The organism is Caenimonas sedimenti (genome assembly GCF_007833165.1).
Lineage (GTDB): Bacteria > Pseudomonadota > Gammaproteobacteria > Burkholderiales > Burkholderiaceae_C > Ramlibacter > Ramlibacter sedimenti.
On sequence record NZ_VOBQ01000012.1, the window covers coordinates 145171 to 166864 of the forward strand.

General features: G+C 67.8%; 26 protein-coding genes and 1 tRNA gene. 13 read left to right on the top strand and 14 right to left on the bottom strand.

Features of this window, described 5'->3' with window-relative positions; genetic code table 11:
* The first annotated feature begins 14 nt into the window (after positions 1-14).
* Positions 15-722 carry a phosphoribosyltransferase family protein gene (locus FN976_RS15500; protein WP_145893941.1) on the top strand — a complete coding sequence of 236 codons (708 nt, stop codon included), beginning with the start codon at positions 15-17 and terminating at the stop codon, positions 720-722.
* Between the two features lie 18 nt (positions 723-740).
* Complete coding sequence (locus FN976_RS15505) at positions 741-1208, top strand: tRNA (cytidine(34)-2'-O)-methyltransferase (protein ID WP_145893942.1); 468 nt, start codon at positions 741-743, stop codon at positions 1206-1208.
* A 173-nt stretch (positions 1209-1381) separates the two neighbouring features.
* Here FN976_RS15505 and FN976_RS15510 read toward each other — a convergent pair whose 3' ends face one another.
* On the bottom strand, positions 1382-1837 hold the full coding sequence (locus FN976_RS15510; protein WP_145893943.1) for a MaoC family dehydratase: 456 nt from the start codon (positions 1835-1837) through the stop codon (positions 1382-1384).
* A gap of 28 nt (positions 1838-1865) precedes the next feature.
* Positions 1866-2483, bottom strand: coding sequence for a ParA family protein (locus tag FN976_RS15515; protein WP_145893944.1), 618 nt, complete (start codon positions 2481-2483; stop codon positions 1866-1868).
* 59 nt (positions 2484-2542) lie between these two features.
* On the opposite strand from FN976_RS15515, the gene kefF reads away from it, so the two are divergent.
* Positions 2543-3184 (top strand): glutathione-regulated potassium-efflux system oxidoreductase KefF, encoded by a 642-nt coding sequence (gene kefF / locus FN976_RS15520; protein WP_432417869.1) that lies wholly within the window; start codon positions 2543-2545, stop codon positions 3182-3184.
* Position 3185: 1 nt separating this feature from the next.
* A complete protein-coding gene (kefC, locus tag FN976_RS15525) occupies positions 3186-5027 on the top strand; it encodes a glutathione-regulated potassium-efflux system protein KefC (protein WP_145893945.1) in 1842 nt (613 codons plus the stop codon).
* Here the strand turns inward: kefC and FN976_RS15530 are convergent.
* The 9 genes from FN976_RS15530 to FN976_RS15570 form a co-directional block, all read right to left on the bottom strand.
* Positions 5024-5782: a sulfite exporter TauE/SafE family protein gene (locus FN976_RS15530; protein WP_145893946.1), complete on the bottom strand. Its 759-nt coding sequence runs from the start codon at positions 5780-5782 to the stop codon at positions 5024-5026. The two genes, kefC and FN976_RS15530, sit on opposite strands and share 4 nt — an antisense overlap.
* A 25-nt stretch (positions 5783-5807) precedes the next feature.
* Complete coding sequence (locus tag FN976_RS15535) at positions 5808-6350, bottom strand: NADPH-dependent FMN reductase (RefSeq protein WP_145893947.1); 543 nt, start codon at positions 6348-6350, stop codon at positions 5808-5810.
* A 65-nt stretch (positions 6351-6415) separates the two neighbouring features.
* Entirely contained in the window at positions 6416-7039 is a 624-nt protein-coding gene (locus tag FN976_RS15540) for a nuclear transport factor 2 family protein (protein WP_145893948.1), read from the bottom strand.
* Positions 7036-7491 carry a DsrE family protein gene (locus FN976_RS15545; RefSeq protein WP_145893949.1) on the bottom strand — a complete coding sequence of 152 codons (456 nt, stop codon included), beginning with the start codon at positions 7489-7491 and terminating at the stop codon, positions 7036-7038. Before FN976_RS15545 ends, FN976_RS15540 begins: the two co-directional genes overlap by 4 nt.
* A 21-nt stretch (positions 7492-7512) precedes the next feature.
* On the bottom strand, positions 7513-8790 hold the full coding sequence (locus FN976_RS15550; protein WP_145893950.1) for a serine hydrolase domain-containing protein: 1278 nt from the start codon (positions 8788-8790) through the stop codon (positions 7513-7515).
* Between the two features lie 56 nt (positions 8791-8846).
* Positions 8847-9911 (bottom strand): maleylacetate reductase, encoded by a 1065-nt coding sequence (locus FN976_RS15555; protein ID WP_145893951.1) that lies wholly within the window; start codon positions 9909-9911, stop codon positions 8847-8849.
* The gene (pcaF, locus tag FN976_RS15560) at positions 9911-11116 is read right to left on the bottom strand and encodes a 3-oxoadipyl-CoA thiolase (protein ID WP_145893952.1); all 1206 of its coding nucleotides are present in this window, start codon (positions 11114-11116) and stop codon (positions 9911-9913) included. Before pcaF ends, FN976_RS15555 begins: the two co-directional genes overlap by 1 nt.
* 28 nt (positions 11117-11144) lie before the next feature.
* Complete coding sequence (locus FN976_RS15565) at positions 11145-11789, bottom strand: 3-oxoacid CoA-transferase subunit B (RefSeq protein WP_145893953.1); 645 nt, start codon at positions 11787-11789, stop codon at positions 11145-11147.
* Position 11790: 1 nt separating this feature from the next.
* Positions 11791-12492 carry a 3-oxoacid CoA-transferase subunit A gene (locus FN976_RS15570; protein ID WP_145893954.1) on the bottom strand — a complete coding sequence of 234 codons (702 nt, stop codon included), beginning with the start codon at positions 12490-12492 and terminating at the stop codon, positions 11791-11793.
* Between the two features lie 45 nt (positions 12493-12537).
* Between FN976_RS15570 and FN976_RS15575 the strand changes: the two genes are divergently transcribed.
* Positions 12538-12972 carry a DUF1841 family protein gene (locus tag FN976_RS15575; RefSeq protein ID WP_145893955.1) on the top strand — a complete coding sequence of 145 codons (435 nt, stop codon included), beginning with the start codon at positions 12538-12540 and terminating at the stop codon, positions 12970-12972.
* A 99-nt stretch (positions 12973-13071) separates the two neighbouring features.
* Here the strand turns inward: FN976_RS15575 and FN976_RS15580 are convergent, their stop codons facing one another.
* On the bottom strand, positions 13072-13800 hold the full coding sequence (locus FN976_RS15580; RefSeq protein WP_145893956.1) for a c-type cytochrome: 729 nt from the start codon (positions 13798-13800) through the stop codon (positions 13072-13074).
* Between the two features lie 101 nt (positions 13801-13901).
* On the opposite strand from FN976_RS15580, the gene FN976_RS15585 reads away from it, so the two are divergent.
* The 6 genes from FN976_RS15585 (at position 13902) to FN976_RS15610 (ending at position 19163) form a co-directional block, all read left to right on the top strand.
* Complete coding sequence (locus FN976_RS15585; protein ID WP_145893957.1) at positions 13902-14744, top strand: AAA family ATPase; 843 nt, start codon at positions 13902-13904, stop codon at positions 14742-14744.
* 8 nt (positions 14745-14752) lie between these two features.
* Positions 14753-14968, top strand: a complete 216-nt coding sequence (locus FN976_RS15590) for a hypothetical protein (RefSeq protein WP_145893958.1) — start codon at positions 14753-14755, stop codon at positions 14966-14968.
* Positions 14968-15567, top strand: a complete 600-nt coding sequence (locus FN976_RS15595; RefSeq protein ID WP_145893959.1) for a GNAT family N-acetyltransferase — start codon at positions 14968-14970, stop codon at positions 15565-15567. Before FN976_RS15590 ends, FN976_RS15595 begins: the two co-directional genes overlap by 1 nt.
* Before the next feature lies 1 nt (position 15568).
* On the top strand, positions 15569-16759 hold the full coding sequence (locus FN976_RS15600; RefSeq protein ID WP_145893960.1) for a vWA domain-containing protein: 1191 nt from the start codon (positions 15569-15571) through the stop codon (positions 16757-16759).
* A gap of 57 nt (positions 16760-16816) precedes the next feature.
* Positions 16817-19048 carry a cyclic nucleotide-binding domain-containing protein gene (locus FN976_RS15605; protein WP_186510919.1) on the top strand — a complete coding sequence of 744 codons (2232 nt, stop codon included), beginning with the start codon at positions 16817-16819 and terminating at the stop codon, positions 19046-19048.
* 40 nt (positions 19049-19088) lie between these two features.
* A tRNA-Arg gene (locus FN976_RS15610) sits at positions 19089-19163 on the top strand.
* 89 nt (positions 19164-19252) lie between these two features.
* On the opposite strand, the gene FN976_RS15615 is transcribed toward FN976_RS15610, so the two are convergent.
* The gene (locus tag FN976_RS15615) at positions 19253-19663 is read right to left on the bottom strand and encodes a cupin domain-containing protein (RefSeq protein WP_145893962.1); all 411 of its coding nucleotides are present in this window, start codon (positions 19661-19663) and stop codon (positions 19253-19255) included.
* 114 nt (positions 19664-19777) lie between these two features.
* Between FN976_RS15615 and FN976_RS15620 the strand changes: the two genes are divergently transcribed.
* Entirely contained in the window at positions 19778-20137 is a 360-nt protein-coding gene (locus FN976_RS15620; RefSeq protein WP_145893963.1) for a hypothetical protein, read from the top strand.
* A 24-nt stretch (positions 20138-20161) separates the two neighbouring features.
* A complete protein-coding gene (locus FN976_RS15625) occupies positions 20162-20452 on the top strand; it encodes a hypothetical protein (protein ID WP_222432825.1) in 291 nt (96 codons plus the stop codon).
* 6 nt (positions 20453-20458) lie between these two features.
* Here FN976_RS15625 and purT read toward each other — a convergent pair whose 3' ends face one another.
* Positions 20459-21685, bottom strand: a complete 1227-nt coding sequence (gene purT, locus FN976_RS15630) for a formate-dependent phosphoribosylglycinamide formyltransferase (RefSeq protein WP_145893965.1) — start codon at positions 21683-21685, stop codon at positions 20459-20461.
* Positions 21686-21694: the final 9 nt, after the last annotated feature.

Genomic DNA, 21694 nt, shown 5'->3' on the forward strand with positions numbered 1-21694 from the left:
AGTATATTGACCCGATGCGGACCGGCTGGTTGCCCAACTTCTTCGCGGCGGCCGCGCCCAGCTGCTGCGCCGTCTGCGGCGCCTGGCCGGCCCAGCCCGTCTGTGCGGCGTGCACGGCGCGGTTCGCGGCACCGCAGCCGCGCTGTACGCGCTGCGCCTTGCCGGTCCCCGCCGGGCTCGCCACCTGCGGCGCCTGCCTGCGGAATCCGCCGCCGCTGGACGCCTGCTTCGCCGCCGTGCCATACGCCTATCCCTGGTCCGGGTTGGTCGCGCGTTTCAAGTTCCAGGGCGAGCCGGGGTGGGCGGACAGCCTGGCCGCGCTGCTGCGCGCCGTCGATGGCGTCGCGGCAGCGTGCCGGAGCGCCGACCTGGTGCTGCCCATGCCACTGGACGACACGCGCCTGGCGGAACGCGGCTTCAACCAATCGCTGGAACTGGCGCGGCGGCTGGCGCCCGAACGCACGGAGGCGCGCCTGCTGCTGCGCCTGCGCGCCACCGCACCGCAGGTCACGCTCGCCCACGCCGAACGGCACGCCAACGTGCGTGGCGCCTTCGGCGTGGAGCCGCTGCGCTTTAGCGACATCCGGGGCAAGCGGGTGTTGCTGGTCGACGACGTGATGACCAGCGGCGCTTCGCTGCATGCGGCCGCCGCCGCCCTGCGTGCCGCCGGTGCGGACCAGGTCAGCGCGGCCGTCTTCGCCCGCACCGACGAGCCGGGTTGAGAGCCGACAATCGGCCGCATGTTCCGTATCGTCCTGGTCGAACCCGAAATCCCGCCCAACACCGGCAACGTGATCCGGCTCGCCGCCAACACCGGCTGCAGCTTGCACCTGGTCGAGCCGCTGGGCTTTTCGATGGACGACAGGCACATGCGCCGCGCCGGGCTGGACTATCACGAATATGCCGAAGTCCGGCGGCATGCGAGCTGGCAGGCCCTGCTGGACGCCGAACAGCCACGGATCGACCGCATGTTCGCCTTCAGCACCAAGGCGAGCCGGCCATTGCATGAGGTGAGCTTCGAAGCCGGAGACTGGTTCGTCTTCGGTGCCGAGACGCGCGGGCTCCCGGAAGCACTGCTGGCGAGTTTCGCGCCGGCCCAGCGGTTGCGCTTGCCGATGCGGCCCGGGCAGCGCAGCCTCAACCTGTCGAATGCGGTGGCGGTGAGCGTGTTCGAAGCCTGGCGGCAGCTCGGCTTCGAGGGCGCCTAGGAATTTCGATCCAGGACACAAACGCAATACTTGGTTGCGAGCGGCTGTGTTTGAAAACCAACGGCCGAGCCCGCAACTGGGAAGGAACCGGCCCTGACACGGCAGGCTAGCAACCCAGACTCCTCCCTTCCTCGGCCCGCCTCGCGCGGGCCGTTTTTTTGGAAGCTGCCCGTTCAGGGATAGCGGCGCGACAGCGACTCGGCCACGCACACCGGCTTCTCGACTCCTTCGCGCTGGATCTGCACTTTCCAGGTCATCTGCTTGCCGCCATTGTCGATGTCGTCGCAGGCCAGCAAAGTCATCGCGGCACGCAGCCGGCTGCCCACCGGCACCGGGCCGGTGAAGCGCACCTTGTTCAAGCCGTAGTTCACGCCCATGCTGGTGTTGTCGATCCGCATGGCGGACTCGAAGAACTTCGGCACCAGCGACAAGGTGAGGAAACCGTGCGCAATCGGCGCGCCGAACGGCCCGGCCTTCGCCCTTTCCACGTCGACGTGGATCCACTGGTGGTCGCCCGTGGCTTCCGCGAAGAGGTTCACCTGCTCCTGGGTGATGGTGATCCAGTCGCTGACGGCCACTTCCTGGCCGACCAGCGCGGGCAAAGCGGCCAGCGATTCAATGATCTTCATCGCCCCAATGTAACGAACCCCGCGCGGCTCAGCTGTCCAGCCAGCGACAAATGCCTTCCCACTGCTCGAGGTCCCGTTCGACCCGGCCGGGCGCGACGTCGAACAGCGTCAGCCCCCGCGCCGCGAGGTGGATGTAGTTCTGCGTCGGGCGGAGAGTGCCCAGCACCGGCAGGCCAAGACTGTCGACGAACTCCTGCAGCTTGTCGGCGGCGATGGTGCGCTGGTCGACCCGCGTGCCGATGATGCCGACCTTCGCCTTGGCGCCGTCCTTGAACGTGGCCAGCTCATCCAGGAAGCCCCGCGTGGCGAAGATGTCGAAGATGCTGGGCTGCAAGGGCACGACGATCTTGTCGGCCACCTTCAACGCCTCCTTGACCATGCGGCCGTGCATGCCGGCGGGCGTGTCGAGGACGACGTGGGTGGTGCCCTTGGGCGGCTTCACGATGTGGTCGTCGCCCACCTCCCAGGTGGCGATGGGGCGGGCGCCGGGCGGCCGCAAGCCCAGCCAGAGCCGGGACGACTGCTGCCGGTCGGCATCGCCGAGCATCACCTGGTGCCCCCGGGACGCGAAGTAGCCGGCGATGTTGGTGGCCACCGTCGATTTCCCGACGCCGCCCTTGGGGTTGGCTACGACCACGACCGGCATGGGGGGCTCCTGGATTGCGCCGCGCGGGAGGCGCGGCGGTTTGCGCTATGTTAGCGGGCATGGATGAGATGGCAACCGGGCAGACTGCCCCCCGCGTGGTCCTGCTGGCCGCGCACCCCAACTGGCGCGAATCCCGGGTGAACCGCCTGCTGCGCGACCGCGCGGCGAGCCTCCCCGGCGTGGCCGTGCGCGACTTGTACGGCGCGTACCCCGACTACGACATCGACATCGCCGCCGAGCAACAGCAGGCCGGCGGGGCGGACCTGATCGTGCTATTGCACCCGATCCAGTGGTATTCCATGCCTGCGCTGCAAAAGCTCTGGCTGGATGAAGTGCTGGCCTACGGCTGGGCCTACGGGCCGGGCGGCACCGCGCTCCAGGGCAAGGACCTCTGGCTGGTCGCCACGACGGGCGGCCCGGAGAGCTCCTACCACCCGCAGAGCTACAACCGCTACTTCTTCGACGCCTTCCTCCCGCCCTACGAGCAGACCGCGGCGCTTTGCGGGATGCGCTTCCTGCCGCCGCTGCTGCTGCACGGGGCGCACCGTGCCAGCCCTGACGAGATCACGCAGCACGTCCAGGTGTTCGGCGAACGCCTGGCAAGCTACCCGGACTGGCCGGAAATGGCGGAGCTGGACGCCTGCCCGGCCTGTGAAGTGCCGCAGGTCGATCGGCCCGCCGTGACCGCGGGGAGCCAGTAGCTTGGAACACGCACCCGCCTGGCTGACCAGCAGCCTCATTTACCTGGGCGCCGCGGTCATCGCCGTGCCGCTCTCGAAAGCCATCGGCCTGGGCTCGATCCTGGGCTACCTGGCGGCCGGTATCGCCATCGGGCCCTGGGGCCTCGGCCTGGTCACGAACGTCGAGGACATCCTGCACTTCGCCGAATTCGGTGTCGTGCTGATGCTGTTCCTGATCGGCCTGGAACTGGAACCGCGCCGCCTCTGGAGCCTGCGCCGCCCCATCTTCGGCTGGGGCAGCGCGCAGGTGCTGGGCTGCGCGGCCCTGTTGTTCGCGGCGGGGGTCGCGGCGGGCGCCCCATGGAAGACCGCCCTGGTCGCCTCGCTGGGCCTGGCCCTCTCGTCCACCGCCATCGCGCTGCAGGTGCTGGGCGAGCGCCACCTGCTGCCCACCAGCAGCGGCCAGGCCGGTTTTTCCATCCTGCTGTTCCAGGATGTCGCCGCCATCCCGATCCTGGCGCTGGTGCCGTTGCTGGGCGTGGCGCAAGCGGAGCATGCCGCGGATGCCAACCAGTGGCTGGAAGCGCTGAAGGTCGTCGGCGTGATCGGCGGCATCATCCTCGGCGGCCGCCTGCTGCTGCGGCCCACCCTGCGCTGGATCGCGAAGAGCGAAACGCCGGAAATCTTCACCGCCGCCGCCTTGCTGCTGGTGGTGGCGATCGCCGCGCTGATGCTGTTCGTGGGGCTTTCGATGGCGCTGGGCGCCTTTCTCGCCGGCGTGCTGCTGGCCGAGAGCGAATACCGGCGCGAACTGGAAACCGACATCGAGCCGTTCAAGGGCCTGCTGCTCGGCCTCTTCTTCATCGCCGTGGGCATGAGCATCGACTTCGGCGTGCTGGCCCGCTCGCCCGGCGTCATGGCGGCCATCGTGCTGGCCCTGCTGTTGCTGAAAGGCGTGGTCATCTGGCTGATCGCCAGGCCCATGGGCATCCCCTTGCAGGAACGGCCCGTGTTCACGCTGCTGCTGGCCCAGGGCGGCGAGTTCGCCTTCGTGGTGTTCCAGGCGGCGGCCGGGGCGCGTGTCTTCCCGGCGGAAACGGCCTCGCTGCTGATCGGCGCGGTGGCTGTGTCGATGCTCGTGAGCCCGCTGCTGCTGGTGGCCATCGACCGCTGGCTCCTGCCGCGCTTCGCGCAGGGCCAGCGCACGATGGATGAGATCAGCGAGCCGCAGGACGCCCCGGTGATCATCGCGGGCTTCGGCCGCTACGGGCAGATCATCGGCCGCATGCTCGGTGCGCAAGGCATCAAGGCCACGGTGCTGGACCACGACGCCGACATGATCGAGGCCGCCCGCTCCTTCGGCTACCAGGTGCACTACGGCGACGCGACACGGCTCGACCTGCTGCGCACCGCGGGCGCCACCCGCGCCAGGGTGCTGGTCGTCGCGGTCGACGACAAGGAGCAGTCGCTGCGCATCGTCGACCTGGCGCGCGAACACTTTCCCGGCCTGGAGATCGTGGCCCGTGCCCGCGACGTGACGCACTGGAACGCCCTGCGCGACCGCGGGGTGATGCGGGTCGAGCGCGAGGTGTTCGAATCCAGCCTGCGCAGCGCGCGCACCGTGCTCGAAGTGCTGGGTTCGGCGCCGCACGAGGCGCGCAGGCACGCGATGCGCTTTCGCCGGCACAACCTCGAACTGTTCGAGAAGATGTACCCGCACCACAAGGACCGGGCGAAGCTCATCGCGGTGGTGAAGGAAGGGCGCCAGCAGCTGGAGGAGCAGATGGCGAGCGAGCGCGCCGAACTCGCCGGACGCGGCCACCGCGGTGAACGGCGGCCGCCGGGGTGGGACAAGGACGACTAGGCGCCGACCGCGTCCCAGACCAGCTTGCACCCGGTCAGGAACATGCCGATGTAGATCAGGCGGTAGAACAGCAACGGCTGGATCCGGTGTGCCAGCTTCACGCCCACGATCACGCCGATGGGCGCGAACGGCAGCAGTGCCAGCGAGGTGCTCATGTTGCGCATGTCCAGCAACCCCAGCCAGGCATACGGCACCCACTTGCTCAGGTTCACGGCGAAGAAGAACACGGACATCGTCGCCGTGAACACCAGCGGCGGCAACCGCATCGGGATGACGTACGCGTTGACCGGCGGTCCGCCCGCATGCGCGACGAAGCTGGTGAAGCCCGATGTGACGGTGAGCAGCGCGCCCAGCCATTTCGGCGGGTGCGGGCTGTCGGGCCGCGGAGGGAACAGGAGGCGTTGCGCCAGGAAGAGCAAGGTGCAGACGCCCACGATGCCGGCGACCGTGCGCGCATCGAGCATCTTGAACAGCAGCGTGCCGACGAGGGTGCCGACCAGGCCCAACGGCACCAGGAACTTGATCAGGTCCTTGTCCCAGTGCTTTCGGAAGGCGGCGAGGCCCATCACGTCCATCACGAACAGGATGGGCATCAGGATCGCCGCGGCCTGCGGCACCGTGACCGCCAGCGCCATCATGGGCACCGCCAGCGAACCGAAGCCGGCGCCGAAGCCGCTCTTGCTCACCCCCAGCAGCAGGACGGCGGGGATCGCGACGGCGTAGAAGAAAGGATCGGTGACCAGCGGGAGGCTCAAGCCTCCATTGTCTCCGGACCGCGGCTCACTTCACGCGCGCGGCCAGTTTCTGCAGCGACACCAGCAGGTCGCCGATGAACTTGGCGGTGGCCTCGTCGGTCAGTGTGCCCTGCGGGTCGAACTTCGTCTGCGCATTGGCGATGAACACCTCGGGCTTGTTGACGGTGAAGGTGTTCATGAAGACCAGCACCTTGCGCAGGTCGTACTGCATGCGTGCCGTGCCGACCGGGCCCATGCTGGCGCCCATGATGGCCACGGGCTTGCCGTCGAACGGCGGTTCGGGCGGGCGCGACATCCAGTCGAGCGTGTTCTTCAGCACGCCGGGAATGGAGAAGTTGTACTCGGGGGTGACGATCAGCAGCGCGTCGGCGGCGCGCACCTGCGCTTTCAGCGCCGTCACGGCTTCGGGTTCACCGGCCGTGCGCACGTCCTCGTTGTAGAAGGGGATGGGCGTGAGATCGGCGATGGTGAGCCGCATGCCGGCGGGCACGAGCTTCTGGGCCGCGAGCAGCGCCATGCGGTTGTACGAATCCTTGCGCAGGCTGCCGCAGATGCCGAGTACGTTCATGAGGGACTTCCAGGGAAATGGTTCAGAGCTTCATTCTGGCCGAATGCCGAGCGTGCGTGCCCATTTCAGCGTTCCAGTGGGCCGCCGGCGAGCCAGCGCTCGCCTCGCCGATAGAGCTCCTGCACCACGTCACCTTTGAGCATGGGCATGTCCATCTTGACCTTGTAGCCGATGCGCGTCTGGATGTATGCCAGGTGGCGGTAGCCTTCCGGAAAGGTCGCGAGCAACGCCTGGTCGAGCTTGAGCTGCGCGGTCGGATCGACCGGGTCGATGCGGTCCTTCTCGTAGATCGGCTGGCGATGCAGGACTTTCCAGCGGCCTTCATGGCGCGTGACGAAATCGTGGAAGCGCCCGGTGCAGACCACGTCGCACAACACCGGACCGTCCGCCCCTTCGACCATGCCGCGCTGGGAGATCGTCATCTTGGTCTGCGCGATGGCCCGGTCGCCGGCCACCTCGATCGCGGAGCCGCCCAGGAAATGAAGGATGCTCACGCCCTTGGCCCAGCCCTCCTGCGTCACGCGGATGAAGTCCTGGAACGGGCCCTGGAACCAGGTCGCCATCATCACGCCGTCGGGATGCCAGCAGGTCGCGAAGCGGTCCCAGTCGCCGGCGTCGCGCCAGACGGCCCAGCGCTCCACCAGCTCGCGAATGAGTTGCTTGTCCTGGAGGTCGTTGTGATCGCTCATGGCCGGATGTAGGACCATCCTTGCTGCTGGCGCTTCATCAGTTGCGTCACACCGGCCGGCACGTAGCCCAGGTCCGGCAGCATGTCGGACTTGGCCAGCTTCTGGTTGGTCATCGTGTTCTCGCACGCCACCACCTGGATGCCGGCCTTCATGGCGCTCGCGATGCGCGCCGCGGCCGGTGAACCCGCCTTCAGCATGTTGATGCCGGGTCCGTACACGACGATCTCCAGTTCCACGGCATCGGCGCCCAGGTCCGCCTGCACGTTGTAGGCGTTGTTGAGCGCGAGGCCCCATTTCGCCGGATCGTTGTCGCTCACCTGGAAGACAACCTTGTTGGGCCGGGCGGGCGCCGCGGCCTGCATCGGGGCGCAAGCAGCAAGTGAAGCACCGGCGAGCAGCACGGCGCCGGCGGCGATGAAGCGCCGGCGTGCCGGGGCGTGGGAAAGGGGCATGCGACTTCTCCTTGAGTGTGTTCAGGCAGCCCCCAGCATACGGCCCAGGGCCAGCAGCGCAGGCAAGGTCAACGGATCGTTCGCGGCACTCGCCGCGACGGGGTGCGAGGCGAAACGGGCCACCACCAGTTCGGCCTTGGGCGCGACGTAGAGCCGCTGGCCGTGGATGCCCCGGCCCTCGAAGGCACCGTGCTCGTTGTGCGTGACCCACCACATGCTGCGGTAGGAATAGCCGGGCAGCAGCGTGTAGCCGGCCTTGGCGAACTTCGCCGGGTCGGCGCCGCCACGGATGTCCGCCACCACGGCCGCGGGCAGCAGCTGCCGGCCGCCCCAGGCGCCGTCGCAGCGCATCAGCTCGCCGAAGCGCGCCATGTCGCGCAAGGCGGCGTTGAGGCCGCCGCCGCCCATGGGCACCCCGATCGGGTCCACGGTGAGGTAGCCATCCTGCTCGCAGCCCAGGGGCGCCCAGATGCGCTGCGACAGCATGTCGGCCAGCGCCACGCCGGTGACGCGCTTCATCACCCAGCAGAGCAGCTCGGTGTTGACCGTCTTGTAGGCGAAGGCTTGGCCGTGTTCGCCTTCGGGCCGCAAAGTCTGCAGGTACTCGTAGAAGTTCTGCGCGCCGCTGTAGCCGGCAGGACGTGGACGCAGGCCACCGGCCCGCGAGTAGTCCCAGATCTGCGCTTTCGGGTCGGAGTACAGCTCGGAATACGCCACGCCGATCTGCATGTCCATCACCTGGCGCAGCGTCGCGTTCGCGTAGGCGGTCCCTTGCATCTCCGGCAGGTAGTGCGGCACCAGCCTGGTCTCGTCCAGCACGCCTTCGTGCACCAGCGCCGCCGCCAGGGTGCAGGCATACGACTTGGTGATGGAGAAGCAGCTGTGCGGCACGTGCGCCTGCAACGCGCCGAAGTAGCGCTCGTAGATGCGCTTGCCGCGGTGCAGGACCACGATGCCGTCGGTGTAGGTGTCGTGCAGGGCGGCGTCCCAGCGGCGCGGCTGCCCGTTCATGTCGGTGAACGGCAGGGCGTCGATGGCCGCGGCGTCGGCGGGCGATGGCTGGCCCAGCGGGCTCGCCGCGGTCTCGCCGCGCCAGACGTTGGCGGTCGGCACGAGCTCGCGCATGTGCGACAGGCTCCAGCGGATCTCGGGAAAGGCGAAAAACCGGTCGCCCGCGAAAGTCACCCGCCGTTCGGCCGCCGGCGGCGTGCCCTGCATCCAGCCCAGCACGTTGGGGTCGGACGCTGGCCCGCCGAGGTAGCGCTTGCCGTCGAATTCGAGCGTGTCGGTGGCATCCATGCTTGCAGTCCTTGCCGGGCAAAGACTGGCAGGCTACGCCCCAGGCGGGCGGGCGGTCAATCGGGGCTGGGCCGGGTGCCGTCGAAAGCGTTCTGCAGCAGGCGCCGCAGGGCCTCGCGTTCGAGCGGACGCGGGTTGGGGTACTGGTTCTGCAGCGCGATGTCGAGCGTGCGGTCCAGGTCCTGCTGGCGCAGCCCGATGTCGCGCAGGGCGAGCGGCGCACCCAGCGCGCGGGCCAGGTCGTAGACGGCCTGCGCCGCGTCCGTGCCGCCCAGCGCACGCGCGATGCGCCGCATGGCGTCCGGCGCGGCCCGGCCGTTGTAGGCCAATGCATGCGGCAGGACGATGGTGTGCGTTTCCGCATGCGGCAGGTTGAAGCTGCCGCCCAGCGTGTGGCACAGCTTGTGGTGCAGCGCCATGCCGACGTGGCCGAGCACGGTGCCGCATAGCCATGCGCCGTACAGTGCATCGGCGCGCCCCGCCAGGCCCCGGGGGTCACGCACGATGGCCGGCAGCGCCTGGCCCAGCGCGCGGATGCCCTCCTCCGCCATCAGCGCCATCACGGGGTTGCCGTCGGCCGAGTAGAGCCCTTCGGCGGCATGGGCGATCGCGTTGATGCCGCTGGTGGCGCTCAGCGCGACCGGCAGGCCCAGGGTGAGCTCCGGGTCGTAGATGACCGTGCGGGGCAGCACCCGCATGTCGCGGCCGGTCTTCTTGACGCCGGCCTCGGTGATGCCGTAGATCGGCGTCATCTCGCTGCCGGCATAGGTGGTGGGAATGGCGATGATCGGCAGGCCCGAATCCAGCGCAATCGCCTTGCCGAGCCCGGTGGTCGAGCCGCCGCCGATCGCCACGGCGCAATCGGCATCGAGGCGCCGCGCGGCTTCGCGCGCTTCACGCGCGCTTTCGATGGGGACGTGCATCACCGCCTGGTCGAAGATGCCGGCGGCGCGGTCGCCCAGCAGCCGCATCACTTTCTGTGCCGAGTCACGCTGCTGGGGCGTGCACAGGACAAGTGCGCGTCGGGCACCCAACGCCTCGATCTCCTGCCCCAGTTGGGCCATCTTCCCGGCCCCGAAGATGACCCGGGCCGGCTGGCTGGTGTACAGGAAGGGCTGCACTACACCCGCTCGAGCAGGACCGCGATGCCCTGCCCCACCCCGATGCACATGGTGCACAGGGCATAGCGGCCGCCGGTGCGGTGCAACTGGTTCACGGCCGTCGTCGCCAACCGCGCACCCGAGGCACCCAGCGGATGCCCCAGCGCGATGGCACCGCCGTTCGGGTTCACGCGCGGATCGTCGTCGCGCAGCCCCAGCGTGCGCAGCACGGCCAGCCCCTGCGCGGCAAACGCTTCGTTCAGCTCGATCACGTCGATCTGGTCCAGCTTCACCCCGGTCAGCGCCAGCAGCTTCTGCGTGGCCGGCGCGGGGCCGATGCCCATGATTCGCGGTGCGACACCGGCTGTGGCCATGCCGACCACCCGGGCACGGGGCGTCAGGCCGTACTTTGCGGCGGTGGCTTCGTCAGCCAGCAGCAGGGCGCAGGACCCATCGTTCACGCCGCTGGCGTTGCCGGCCGTCACGGTGCCATCGGGCTTCACCACGCCCTTGAGCTTCGCCAGCGCCTCCAGCGAGGTCTCGCGCGGATGCTCGTCCTGCTTGACCACGATGGCTTCGCCCTTCTTCTGCGGGATGGTGACCGGCGTGATCTCGCCATCGAAGAAGCCGGACTTCTGCGCGGCCACCGCCTTCAGCTGGGACGCCAAGGCCATCCGGTCCTGCGCTTCACGCTCGATCTTGTAGTCCGTCGCGACGTTCTCCGCCGTCTCGGGCATGGAGTCGACGCCATGCATCTCCTTCATCAGCTTGTTGATGAAGCGCCAGCCGATGGTGGTGTCGTACACGGCGTTGGTGCGCGAGAAGGCGCTTTCGGCCTTGGGCATGACGAAGGGCGCGCGGCTCATGCTCTCCACGCCACCGGCGATCATCAGCGTGGCTTCGCCCGCCTTGATGGCGCGCGCCGCGCTGCCCACCGCATCCAGCCCGGAGCCGCACAGGCGGTTGATGGTCGCGCCCGGCACGTCGATGGGCAGGCCCGCCAGCAAAGCGGCCATGCGCGCCACATTGCGGTTGTCCTCGCCGGCCTGGTTGGCGCAGCCGTACAGGACGTCGGTGACGGCCGCCCAGTCCACCTTCGGGTTGCGGGCCATCAGCGCTTTCAGCGGGATGGCGCCGAGGTCGTCGGTGCGCACGGACGACAGTGCGCCGCCGTAGCGGCCGAAAGGCGTGCGGATGGCGTCGCAGATGAAGGCTTGCTGGCTCATGGTGTGTTTCCTTGGGTCTTTCGGTGGCTCATGGGGCCATGATCGGCAATCCCACGAGCTGCTCCAGTTCCGCATGCGACAGCCCGGGCACGGTGTCGATCAGGCGCAGGCCGCGCGGCGTGCATTCCAGGGTGGCGAGGTCGGTGTAGACGCGCTTCACGCAGGCGATGCCGGTGAGCGGGTAGCTGCAGCGCTCCACCAGCTTGCTCTCGCCCTGCTTGGTGAGCAGGTCCATCATCACCCAGGTCTGTTTCGCACCGACAGCCAGGTCCATGGCGCCGCCCACCGCCGGAATCGCGCCCTCTTCGCCGGTGTGCCAGTTGGCCAGGTCCCCGGTGGCGGACACCTGGAAGGCGCCCAGCACGCAGATGTCCAGGTGGCCGCCGCGCATCATGGCGAAGCTGTCGGCGTGGTGGAAGTAGGCGCCACCAGCCAGCAGCGTCACGGGCTGCTTGCCGGCGTTGATCAGGTCGTAGTCTTCGGTACCGGCAGCGGGTGCCGGGCCCATCCCCAGGATGCCGTTCTCGCTGTGCAGCAGCACTTCCAGGCCCTGCGGCAGGTGATTCGCCACCAGCGTCGGCATGCCGATGCCGAGATTGACGTACGCGCCTTCGTGGATGTCGCGGGCGACCCGTTGGGCGAGCTGGTCCTTGGTTCGTCTGGCGTAGCTCATGTCAGGCCGCCTTCTGGAAGCCACCGGCTTGCGTTGCCGTACGCGGCACCTGCACGATGCGATGCACGAAGATGCCGGGCGTGACCACCGTCTCCGGGTCCAGTTCCCCGAGCGGCACGATCTCGTGCACCGAGGCCACGGTGCGGCGCGCCGCCATCGCCATCACCGGCCCGAAATTGCGCGCGGCCTTGCGATAGGTGAGGTTGCCCCAGCGGTCACCGCGCTCGGCCTTGATCAGCGCCAGTTCGGCATGGATCGGCGACTCCAGCACGTACATGCGCCCATCGATCTCGCGCGTCTCCTTGCCCTTGGCGAGTTCGGTGCCGTAGCCTGTCGGCGTGAAGAAGCCGCCGATGCCCGCACCGGCTGCGCGGATGCGTTCGGCCAGGTTGCCTTGCGGCACGAGTTCCAGTTCGACCTGCCCGCTGCGGTACAGCGCGTCGAACACCTGGCTGTCGGCCTGGCGCGGAAAGCTGCAGATGACCTTGCGCACCCGGCCGGCCTTCAGCAGGGCCGCCAGGCCGTGGTCGCCGTTGCCCGCGTTGTTGTTGACGATGGTGAGGTCGCGCGCGCCCTGGGCGATGAGCCCGTCGATCAGCTCGCCGGGGATGCCGGCCGTGCCGAAGCCGCCGACCATGACCGTCGCGCCGTCGGGGGTGCCGGCGAGTGCCTCGGCCACGGAGGGCGCAATCTTGTCGATCATGGTCGGGGGAATTCTAGACATTCACCAAAGTGCTAGCCTTGGCCCATGTTCAATCCCAGCCAGGAAGAGGTGCGGCGATTCTTCTGCGCCGTGCACACCAAATCGAGGGGCGGCGCGCCCATGGATGCGCTTGAAACGCTGGCCGGGCAGTGGCTAGCCGAGCATCCCGAGTACCACCCCGAGGTGGAGGATGCGGACGCCGCCGTCGCCCGTGTCTACGACGGCGCGGGCGGCCGGACCAATCCATTCCTGCATCTTTCGATGCACCTGTCGATCAGCGAGCAGTGCTCCATCGACCAGCCGCGCGGCATCCGCCAGGCGGTGGAGCTGCTGGCGGCGCGGCGCGACTCATTGCACGACGCGCACCACGAAGCGATGGAGTGCCTGGGGCAGATGCTGTGGGAGAGCCAGCGGTCGGGGCGGCCGCCGGATGGGGAGGCTTACGTGGCCTGCGTGCAGCGGCGCGCGACAAAGGATTGACCTCGTAGGCTGGGGTGAGCGCGCAGCCGAACCCCAGCGATCCAGCGCCTGCTGGGGTTCGGGCTGCGCCGCTCACCCCAGCCTACGCAAGGCGACGACCTATCGGAATTTGCTCTCAGGAACGACTTTCAACTCACCCTCGAGCGACCCCACATACCCCGACAGCGCCTTCAATTCCGCATTCGAGAATTGCTTGGCGATGGCCGCCATGACGCCGTTGCTGCGGCCGACGTTGGCGTTGTTGTCCGCCTTGTAGGCCTTGAGCGCGACGAACAGGTAGTCGGCGTGCTGGCCGGAGATCTTCGGGTAGCTCGGGTCGATCGGCTTGGACAGGTTGGCGCCGTGGCACGAGGCGCAGGCCGCCTTCTGCAGCAGCGCGGCCACTTGCGGGCTCGGCTCGCGGCTGGGCTTGTCGGCCAGCGTCTTGCCGTCCTTGCCGTGGTTCTCGTAGTAGGCCGAGATGTCCTTCACGTCCTGGTCGGTCAGCGAATCCGCGATGCCGCGCATCGTCGGGTGCTTGCGCTCACCGGTCTTGTAGGCGTTCAGCGCGGCGGCGATGTACTTGGCGCTCTGGCCGGAGATCATCGGCACGCGATGCACCTCGGGGAAGCTGGCCTGGTAGCCCTTGATGCCGTGGCAGCCGATGCACATGGCGACCTTGGCCTCGATGGACTTGGCACCGGCGGGCGCCGGGGCCGGGGCGGCTGGCTTGGCGCCTGCCGCGGCAGGCGCCGCCGCCGGCGCGGAAGCGGCGGGAGCCTGTGCCTGGGCCAGGTTGGTCGCGCAAGCGACACCCAGGGCGAAAAGCGTGGTCAACAACTTGTTCATTTTGCGCGCACAATCCCAGCAGAGAGGTCCGTTTCGATCAACCGGCGATTATATCGAGGGCGCTCCCCGCCCCCGTTCCGCCAGCACCCTGCCCCATCCCCATGAAGTTCCAAGGCTCCGAGAACTACGTCGCCACGCAAGACCTGATGCTGGCGGTGAACGCCGCCATCACGCTGAAGCGCCCCCTGCTGGTGAAGGGCGAACCGGGCACCGGCAAGACCATGCTGGCCGAGGAAGTGGCCCAGGCGCTCAACGTCCCGCTGTTGCAGTGGCACATCAAGTCCACCACCAAGGCCCAGCAAGGCCTTTACGAATACGACGCCGTGAGCCGCCTGCGCGACTCGCAGCTGGGCGACGAGAAGGTGAAGGACATCCACAACTACATCGTCAAGGGTGTGCTGTGGCAGGCCTTCACGGCGGACCAGCCGGTGGCGCTGCTGATCGACGAGATCGACAAGGCCGACATCGAGTTCCCCAATGACCTGCTGCGCGAACTTGATCGCATGGAGTTCTACGTCTACGAGACGCGCGAGCTCGTCAAGGCCAAGCACCGGCCGCTGGTGTTCATCACCTCGAACAACGAGAAGGAGCTGCCCGACGCCTTCCTGCGCCGCTGCTTCTTCCACTACATCAAGTTCCCGGACGCCGACACGATGAAGCGCATCATCGACGTGCACTTCCCCGGCCTCAAGAAGGAACTGCTGGCCTCGGCCATGAAGACTTTCTACGACGTGCGCAACCTGCCCGGCCTGAAGAAGAAGCCCAGCACGTCGGAGCTGCTCGACTGGCTCAAGCTGCTGGTGGCCGAGGACATCCCGGCCGAGGCGCTGCAAAGCAAGGACGAGAAGGTCGCCGTGCCGCCGCTGGTGGGCGCCCTGCTGAAGAACGAACAGGATGTGACGCTGTTCGAAAAACTGGTGTTCATGCAGCGGCACAACCGGTAAATCGCGCCATGCATCCGCTGCTGCTCGAAGGCCTGACCGACGCCATCGGCTTCGTGGGCGGCGCACTGGTCGCCTACTGGCTCGGCAAGCTGTTGGGATTCGATCCGCTGGCCCCGGGGTATGGCGGCAGCACGCTCGGGGGCATCGTGCTGGTCGGCCTGGGCGGCGGCCTGGGTCTGCAAGTGGCGCGCCGCTGGCGCGCGAAAGCCAGGAAGGGCGAGTGATGCGCAAACCCGAACCCGTCACGCTGGAGGCGCCCTCCGTCCGGCTGGAGCCGATGACGGCGGACCACGTGGCCGCGCTCGAGGCGGCCGCGCGCGACGGCGAACTCTGGAACCTGCGCGTCACTTCGGTGCCCGCGCCGGGCGAAGCCGCCCAGTACGTGCAGGATGCCCTCAAGGGCCGCGACAAAGGCCACATGCTGCCCTTCGTCGTGGTCGACACCGCGAGCGGCCGCGTGATCGGCAGCACGCGCTACCACGACATCGTCGTGCCGGTGGAACGCGTGGAGATCGGCTACACCTGGTACGGCAAGAGCTGGCAGCGCAGCCACGTCAACACCACCTGCAAGCTGCTGCTGATGTCGCACGCCTTCGAGACGCTCGGCGCCCAGCTGGTGGGCTGGCGCACCGACAACTACAACTTCGCCAGCCAGCGCGCGATCGAGCGCCTGGGCGCGAAAAAGGACGGTGTGCTGCGGCACCACTCGCCGCGGCGCGACGGAACCATCCGCGACACGGTGATGTACAGCATGACCGCCGGCGAATGGCCGGAGGTGAAAGCGCACCTGCAATATCAGCTGACCCGGCCCCGGGAGACCTGACATGCTCATCGACTTCTTCTACACCCTGCGCAGTGCCAAGCTGCCGGTCTCGGTCAAGGAATACCTGGTCCTGCTCGAAGCGGTGAAGGAGGGCGTGGTCGGCCCCGAGAGCGACGGCGCCTACAGCATGGACGACTTCTACTTCCTTTCGCGCACGGCGCTGGTGAAGGACGAGAAGCACTACGACAAGTTCGACCGCGCCTTCTCCGCCTACTTCAAGGGCGTCGAAATGCTGGCCGACTTCACCAAGGACATCCCGCTCGAGTGGCTGCGCAAGAACCTCGAGCTCGAACTCTCGCCGGAAGAACGCGCGAAGATCGAGAAAATGGGCTGGGACGAGCTGATGGAGACGCTGAAGAAGCGCTTCGAGGAGCAGAAAGAACGCCACGAGGGCGGCAGCAAGATGATCGGCACCGGCGGCACCTCGCCCTTCGGCGCCTACGGCGTCAACCCGCAGGGCATCCGCATCGGCCAGGACAAGAGCCGCAACAAGAGCGCGGTGAAGGTCTGGGACCAGCGGGCCTACAAGGACTACGACGACACGCAGGAGCTGGGCACGCGCAACATCAAGATCGCGCTGCGCCGCCTGCGCAAGTTCGCGCGCGAGGGAGCGGCCGACGAACTCGACCTCGACGACACCATCCGCTCCACCGCCGCCAACGCCGGCTGGCTGGACATCAAGATGGTGCCAGAGCGCCACAACAACGTGAAGGTGCTGCTCTTGATGGACGTGGGCGGCACCATGGATGAACACATCCACCGGGTGGAAGAGATGTTCTCCGCGGCCAAGGCGGAGTTCAAGCACCTGGAGTTCTACTACTTCCACAACTGCGTCTACGACTTCATGTGGAAGAACAACCGGCGGCGCTTCAGCGAGAAATTCCCGACCTGGGACATCATCCGCAAGTACAACAAGGACTACAAGCTGATCTTCGTGGGCGACGCCACCATGAGCCCCTACGAGATCCTGCAGCCGGGCGGCAGCGTGGAATACAACAACGAGGAAGCCGGCGCCGAGTGGATGCAGCGCCTGACCAATGCCTTCCCCAAGTTCGCCTGGATCAACCCGGAGCCGCAGGGCGTCTGGCAATACCGGCAAAGCATCAGCGTCATGCAGCAGCTGGTGAACCACCGGATGTACCCGCTCACCATCAAGGGCCTCGAAGAAGCCATGCGGCTGCTGACGAAGTAGCAACACCTTCGTTTCGATTTGTAGCCGGATTGCAGCTCGGCTGCTAGCATGCGGCGGGTGAGCACAGGCCGCCTTTCCATCCTCGTCGAGGAAGACGTCGATCTTCCCCTCCCCAAGGCGGCCGGAGGGGCGCTGACGGGCGGCCTCCTGGCGCTGGGCACCATCCTGCCGCAGACGCTGGCGCTGGTGGCCATCGCCTATGCGCCGCTGCTGCTGGTGGGCCTGCCCCTCAACCCCCTGTGGTGCCTGTGGTCCGCCATCGCCGGCATCACGATCATGTTCATCCTGGCGCGCGGCGGCGGCGCGATCTTCGGCGTGCGTCCGGGCGCGGCGCTGCTGTACGCGTCCACCCTGACCACCTGCATCGGCCTGGCGCCCTCCCTCAAGCTGCAGGCCGCGGGCGTGATGGCGCTCGCGGCGGCCTGCATGACCGTCGCGGGCATCGTCATCTGGCTGTCGGTGCGCACCGGCGCCACCGCCTTCGCCCGCTACCTGCCGGCCCCCGTGGGCCGCGGCCTCAGCCTCGGCTTCGGCCTCACGATCCTCTGGATCCAGGTCAAGACGCTGGGAGGCTGGTTCATCAACGCCAAGGGCGGCTTCCAGTACCCCATCGCCGCGATCGCCGCGGCCTTCCTGGTGCTGGTGCTGCTGGCCGTGGCGCTCCCCTGGCGCAAGAAGCACCCCAACAAGCCCTACCTGCTGCTCTTGCTGCCCGTTGCGGCCGCTGTCGTCTGGGGCATCGAGTACGTCACCAGCATCCCGTTCGGCTGGATCGCAGCACCGGCAGTCAAGGCTCCGATGGACCTGCTGCCGCTTTGGCTGCCGCAGAATCTGGGCGGCGCCGTGCCGCAGGTGGACCACTTGCAGGCGCTGCTGCCCGTGATCACCGTGCTGATCGGGCAGGCGTTGTTCGTCGCCTTCACTTTCATGGTGGACGCCGCCGGCAACGCCGCGGCGCTGGAGAACCTCACGGGCGATGCCTACGACCTCAACGGCGAGTTGCGCGCCAGCGCCATCACCATGATCACGTTGCCGTGGTTCGGCCTGGTGCCGGCCTCGAGCATGATCGCCGCGACGCGGCCCCTTTACGACAACGGCATCAAGAACGCGCAGGCCATCTGGCTGGGCAACCTGGTCGTGATCGCCGGGCTGCTGGGCCTGGTGGGGCTGGTCTGGCTGGGCCTGAACCGCTTGCCGCTGGTCTATGTCGTGGCGGCGCTGGTGATCATCGGCCTGAACCTGCTCGAGCCCAGCCTGTTCGAGCGCCCCGGCCGCAGCCAGGGCGAGCGCCAGATGTGGTGGCAGACATGGCTGATCGGCCTCGTCTTCGCGCTCTCCAGCGGCATCTTCGCCATGCTGGCCGGCTTCGCCGTGGCGGTCGGCCAGCTGGTGAAAGGCGTCGAGGGCACCATCATCCGCTCGACCTACACCTTGAAGGACATCCGCTCGCGCCGCTGGCGCAACGAGGAAGAAGACGCGCTGATCCGCCGCTCGGGCGAGCGCTGCGTGGTCATCGCGCTGCAAGGCACCGCGAGCTTCGCCGTCGCCCGGCGCATCCGCGAGGAGATCAGCCGCCTGGTCAACCCGAAGAACATGGACGTGCTGCTGGTCGATGCGCACCGCGTGACGCACTGGGACCTGACCGCGCTGGAAGCCTTCAAGCGCATGGCCGACGAGTTCCAGCGCACGCACGTCGAATTCATGCTGAGCCACCCGACCGCCGACGTGCGCAAGATGCTGTCCGAAACGATCATGATGTTCAGCAACACCGACAAGGCGCTGGAGTGGGCCGAGAACGAAATCCTGCGCCGCCAGGGCATCGCCCCGGCGCTGCAGAACAAGCCGTACTCGCGGGTCGATGCCCTGCCCCTGGTGGCCGAGATGAGCGACGAAGGCCGGCGGCTGCTGTCCAGCCATGGCAAGGTGATCACGGTGGCGGCCGGCATGCCCGTGTTCAATGCCGGCGACAACGACGGCTCGCTGCTGGTGGTGCTGGCCGGCAACGTCAGCATCGAGGTGCCCGCGGCGCCGGGCTCCGAGGCGCTGCGCGTGGCGAGCTTCGGCACGGGCATGGTCTTTGGCGAGATGGCCTTCCTCGATGGCACACCGCGATCGGGCAAGGCCACCGCCACCAGTTCCTGCCAGCTGTTCCTGCTGTCCCGCAACAATTTCGCCACCTGGGCCCAGCAATATCCGCATGACGCGCAGCTGCTGTTGAACAACATCGCCAAGCAGCTGTCGCACCGGCTGCGCTTCACCACGGGACAGCTGATCGCCGTGAATGCCTAGATGGCGCGCACGTGGACAGCCCCCTACAATGGCGCCCGCCGCCGCCGTAGTTCAATGGATAGAACGAGCGCCTCCTAAGCGCTAGATGTGGGTTCGATTCCCGCCGGGGGCGCCAGCCGGGCGTCCGCCAGTCTCCGGGACCGTCCCGTCCCTGCAGCTTGAGCGCTCCTCGAACCCCGCATCACCGATGCAGTGCACCGGCCATCAATTGGTGACCGGTTGGGTGATTGGCTTGCCCTTGTCCACCACGAACGTGATGGCAACACGCGCAGGAGTATCGCCAACGTTCGTTGCCTGATGGATCAGACCTTTGGGGTTGTGATAGACATCGCCTGCCGTCACCCGCCGTGCTGCACGGCCTTCGGCAGTGAGCTCGAGTGTGCCTTGAAGAACGACGGTGTACTCATCTCCTGGGTGCGTGTGGCGGCCCGTCGTACCTCCAGGCGCGAACTCAACCGCGAGCATGACTGTCTCTTTGGTGTCGTCCCCGCTCAGGGTCGTTCGCAGTAGCGGCTTCGCAGTCATCCCGGACGCTTGAGCAGAGGCAGTTGTCGATGCCAAGCACGCGAGCAACATGCCGAATACGACTGCGATGGGGAAGCGACTACGGATCATGGTCTGTCCTGCGAAGTGGAAGGGCTATGGTACAGCTCGCAGCGCAAAGCCGGCACGCCGCGCTGCAATGTACTGTATGCTTTTACAGTGTCAATACAAGCACTGGAAAACCTCATGCCGTACCCCTATTTCGTCGCGCTCGTCAATGCGCCCGCCCTCACATCGACCGCCCGGGTCGAAGCCGAAGGCCGATATGCAAAGTCGCTGGAGAGCGCGTTCGGCGGCCCGGACGGCGTGGCTGCCGCGTTCAAGGCCTGGAGCGCCGCGCTGGACACTGCGCCCGAGGACCTGGACGCCGACACGATGGCCCTGGCAGCCCGCTGGCACCGTGTGGCCGATCAAGCGCGCCAAGAGGGGATGCGAGGCCTCGGGGAGGCGCCCGGCGCGCACTTCGAAGTGCGGCTGCCGATCAGCGGCATTCTGCTGGCCAACAGCCCCGGGACGGCTGCGAACGCGCTGAGACCGTCGGCGTGAATCCGAGCCGTGACGAGCGGAAGCATGTACTCTCTTTGCATGACCCATGCTCTTCCCCGCTTCATCTCCACCGCCGCCGCGTTCGGGGCATTGTTGGCCGGATGCGCCGTCGATCCAGGCTTCATGCCGGCCGCTGAAACGCGATCACTGAATAACCCCGGCCCCGCCGTCGTGGTGACCCCTGTGGTTGCGGCAACCATTGCCTCAACCCAAGAGGTGACCTGCCGGGCCGAAGCGTATCGCCGATCGTTCGAGGACCCCGCGGCGCGGGACCTGATCTACGGTCAGGCCTACCGGGACTGCATGCGCCGATAGATTTCCTCAGGCCCGGCGCGGCTTCACCCGGGCCGCTGCCTGCTTCGCCACGGCGCGGGCCTGATCGGTGTCCGCACCGCGCGCCAGCGCCACGCCCATGCGTCGCTTGCTGAAGCTCTCGGGCTTGCCGAACAGGCGCAGATCGGTCCCCGGCAGGGCCAACGCTTCATCGACGCCGTCGAACACGATGCCCTGGGCTTCCATGCCGCCATAGATCACGGCACTGGCGCCCGGGTTGCGCAGGCTGGCATCCACGGGCAGCCCCAGGATGGCACGTGCGTGCAGTTCGAACTCGCTCTGCCACTGCGTGATCAGTGTCACCAGGCCCGTGTCGTGCGGCCGCGGGCTGACCTCGCTGAACCACACCTGCTCGCCCTGCACGAACAGCTCCACGCCGAACAGGCCCAGGCCGGCCGGTTCGCCCTGCAAGCCCTGTCCCAGGTTGTCGGTGACGGCCTTGGCAATCTCGCGCGAGCGCTGCAGCGCCTGCGGCGGCATGGGCATGGGCTGCCAGCTCTCCACATAGTCGCCGCTCACCTGCACATGGCCGATGGGGTCGCAGAAGTGCGTCTGGATGCTGCCGTCGGCCGCCCGGGCCCGCACGGTGAGCAGCGTGATCTCGTAGTCGAAGGCGATGAAGCCCTCGACGATCACGCGGCCGTGGCTCACGCGGCCACCCGCCATCGCGTAGTCCCAGGCTTTCTGCACATCGGCGGGTCCTTCGATCTTGCTCTGACCCTTGCCGCTGCTGCTCATCACGGGCTTGACGATGCAGGGGTAGCCGATGCCCGCATCGATGGCGGCCTGAAGTTCGGCCAGCGAATCGCAGAACTGATAGGGGCTGGTCGGCAGGGCCAGCGTCTCGGCCGCCAGGCGGCGGATGCCTTCGCGATCCATGGTCAGGCGCGCGGCGCGGGCCGTGGGCACCACCTTCACCACCCCGGCGGCTTCCAGCTCCTGCAGCATCGGCGTGGCGATGGCCTCGATCTCCGGCACCACCAGGTCGGGCTTCTCGGCCTCGATCAGCGCCTTCAGCTGCGCCGGATCGCTCATGGTGATGGTGCGCGCATGATGCGCCACCTGGTGGCCGGGGGCATGCTCATAGCGGTCCACCGCGATGGTTTCCACGCCCAGGCGCTGCAGCGCGATCAGCACTTCCTTGCCCAGCTCGCCGGCTCCCAGCAGCATGACCTTGGTGGCATGGGGAGACAGGGGCGTGCCGAGCGTGGTCATGGTGGGCCT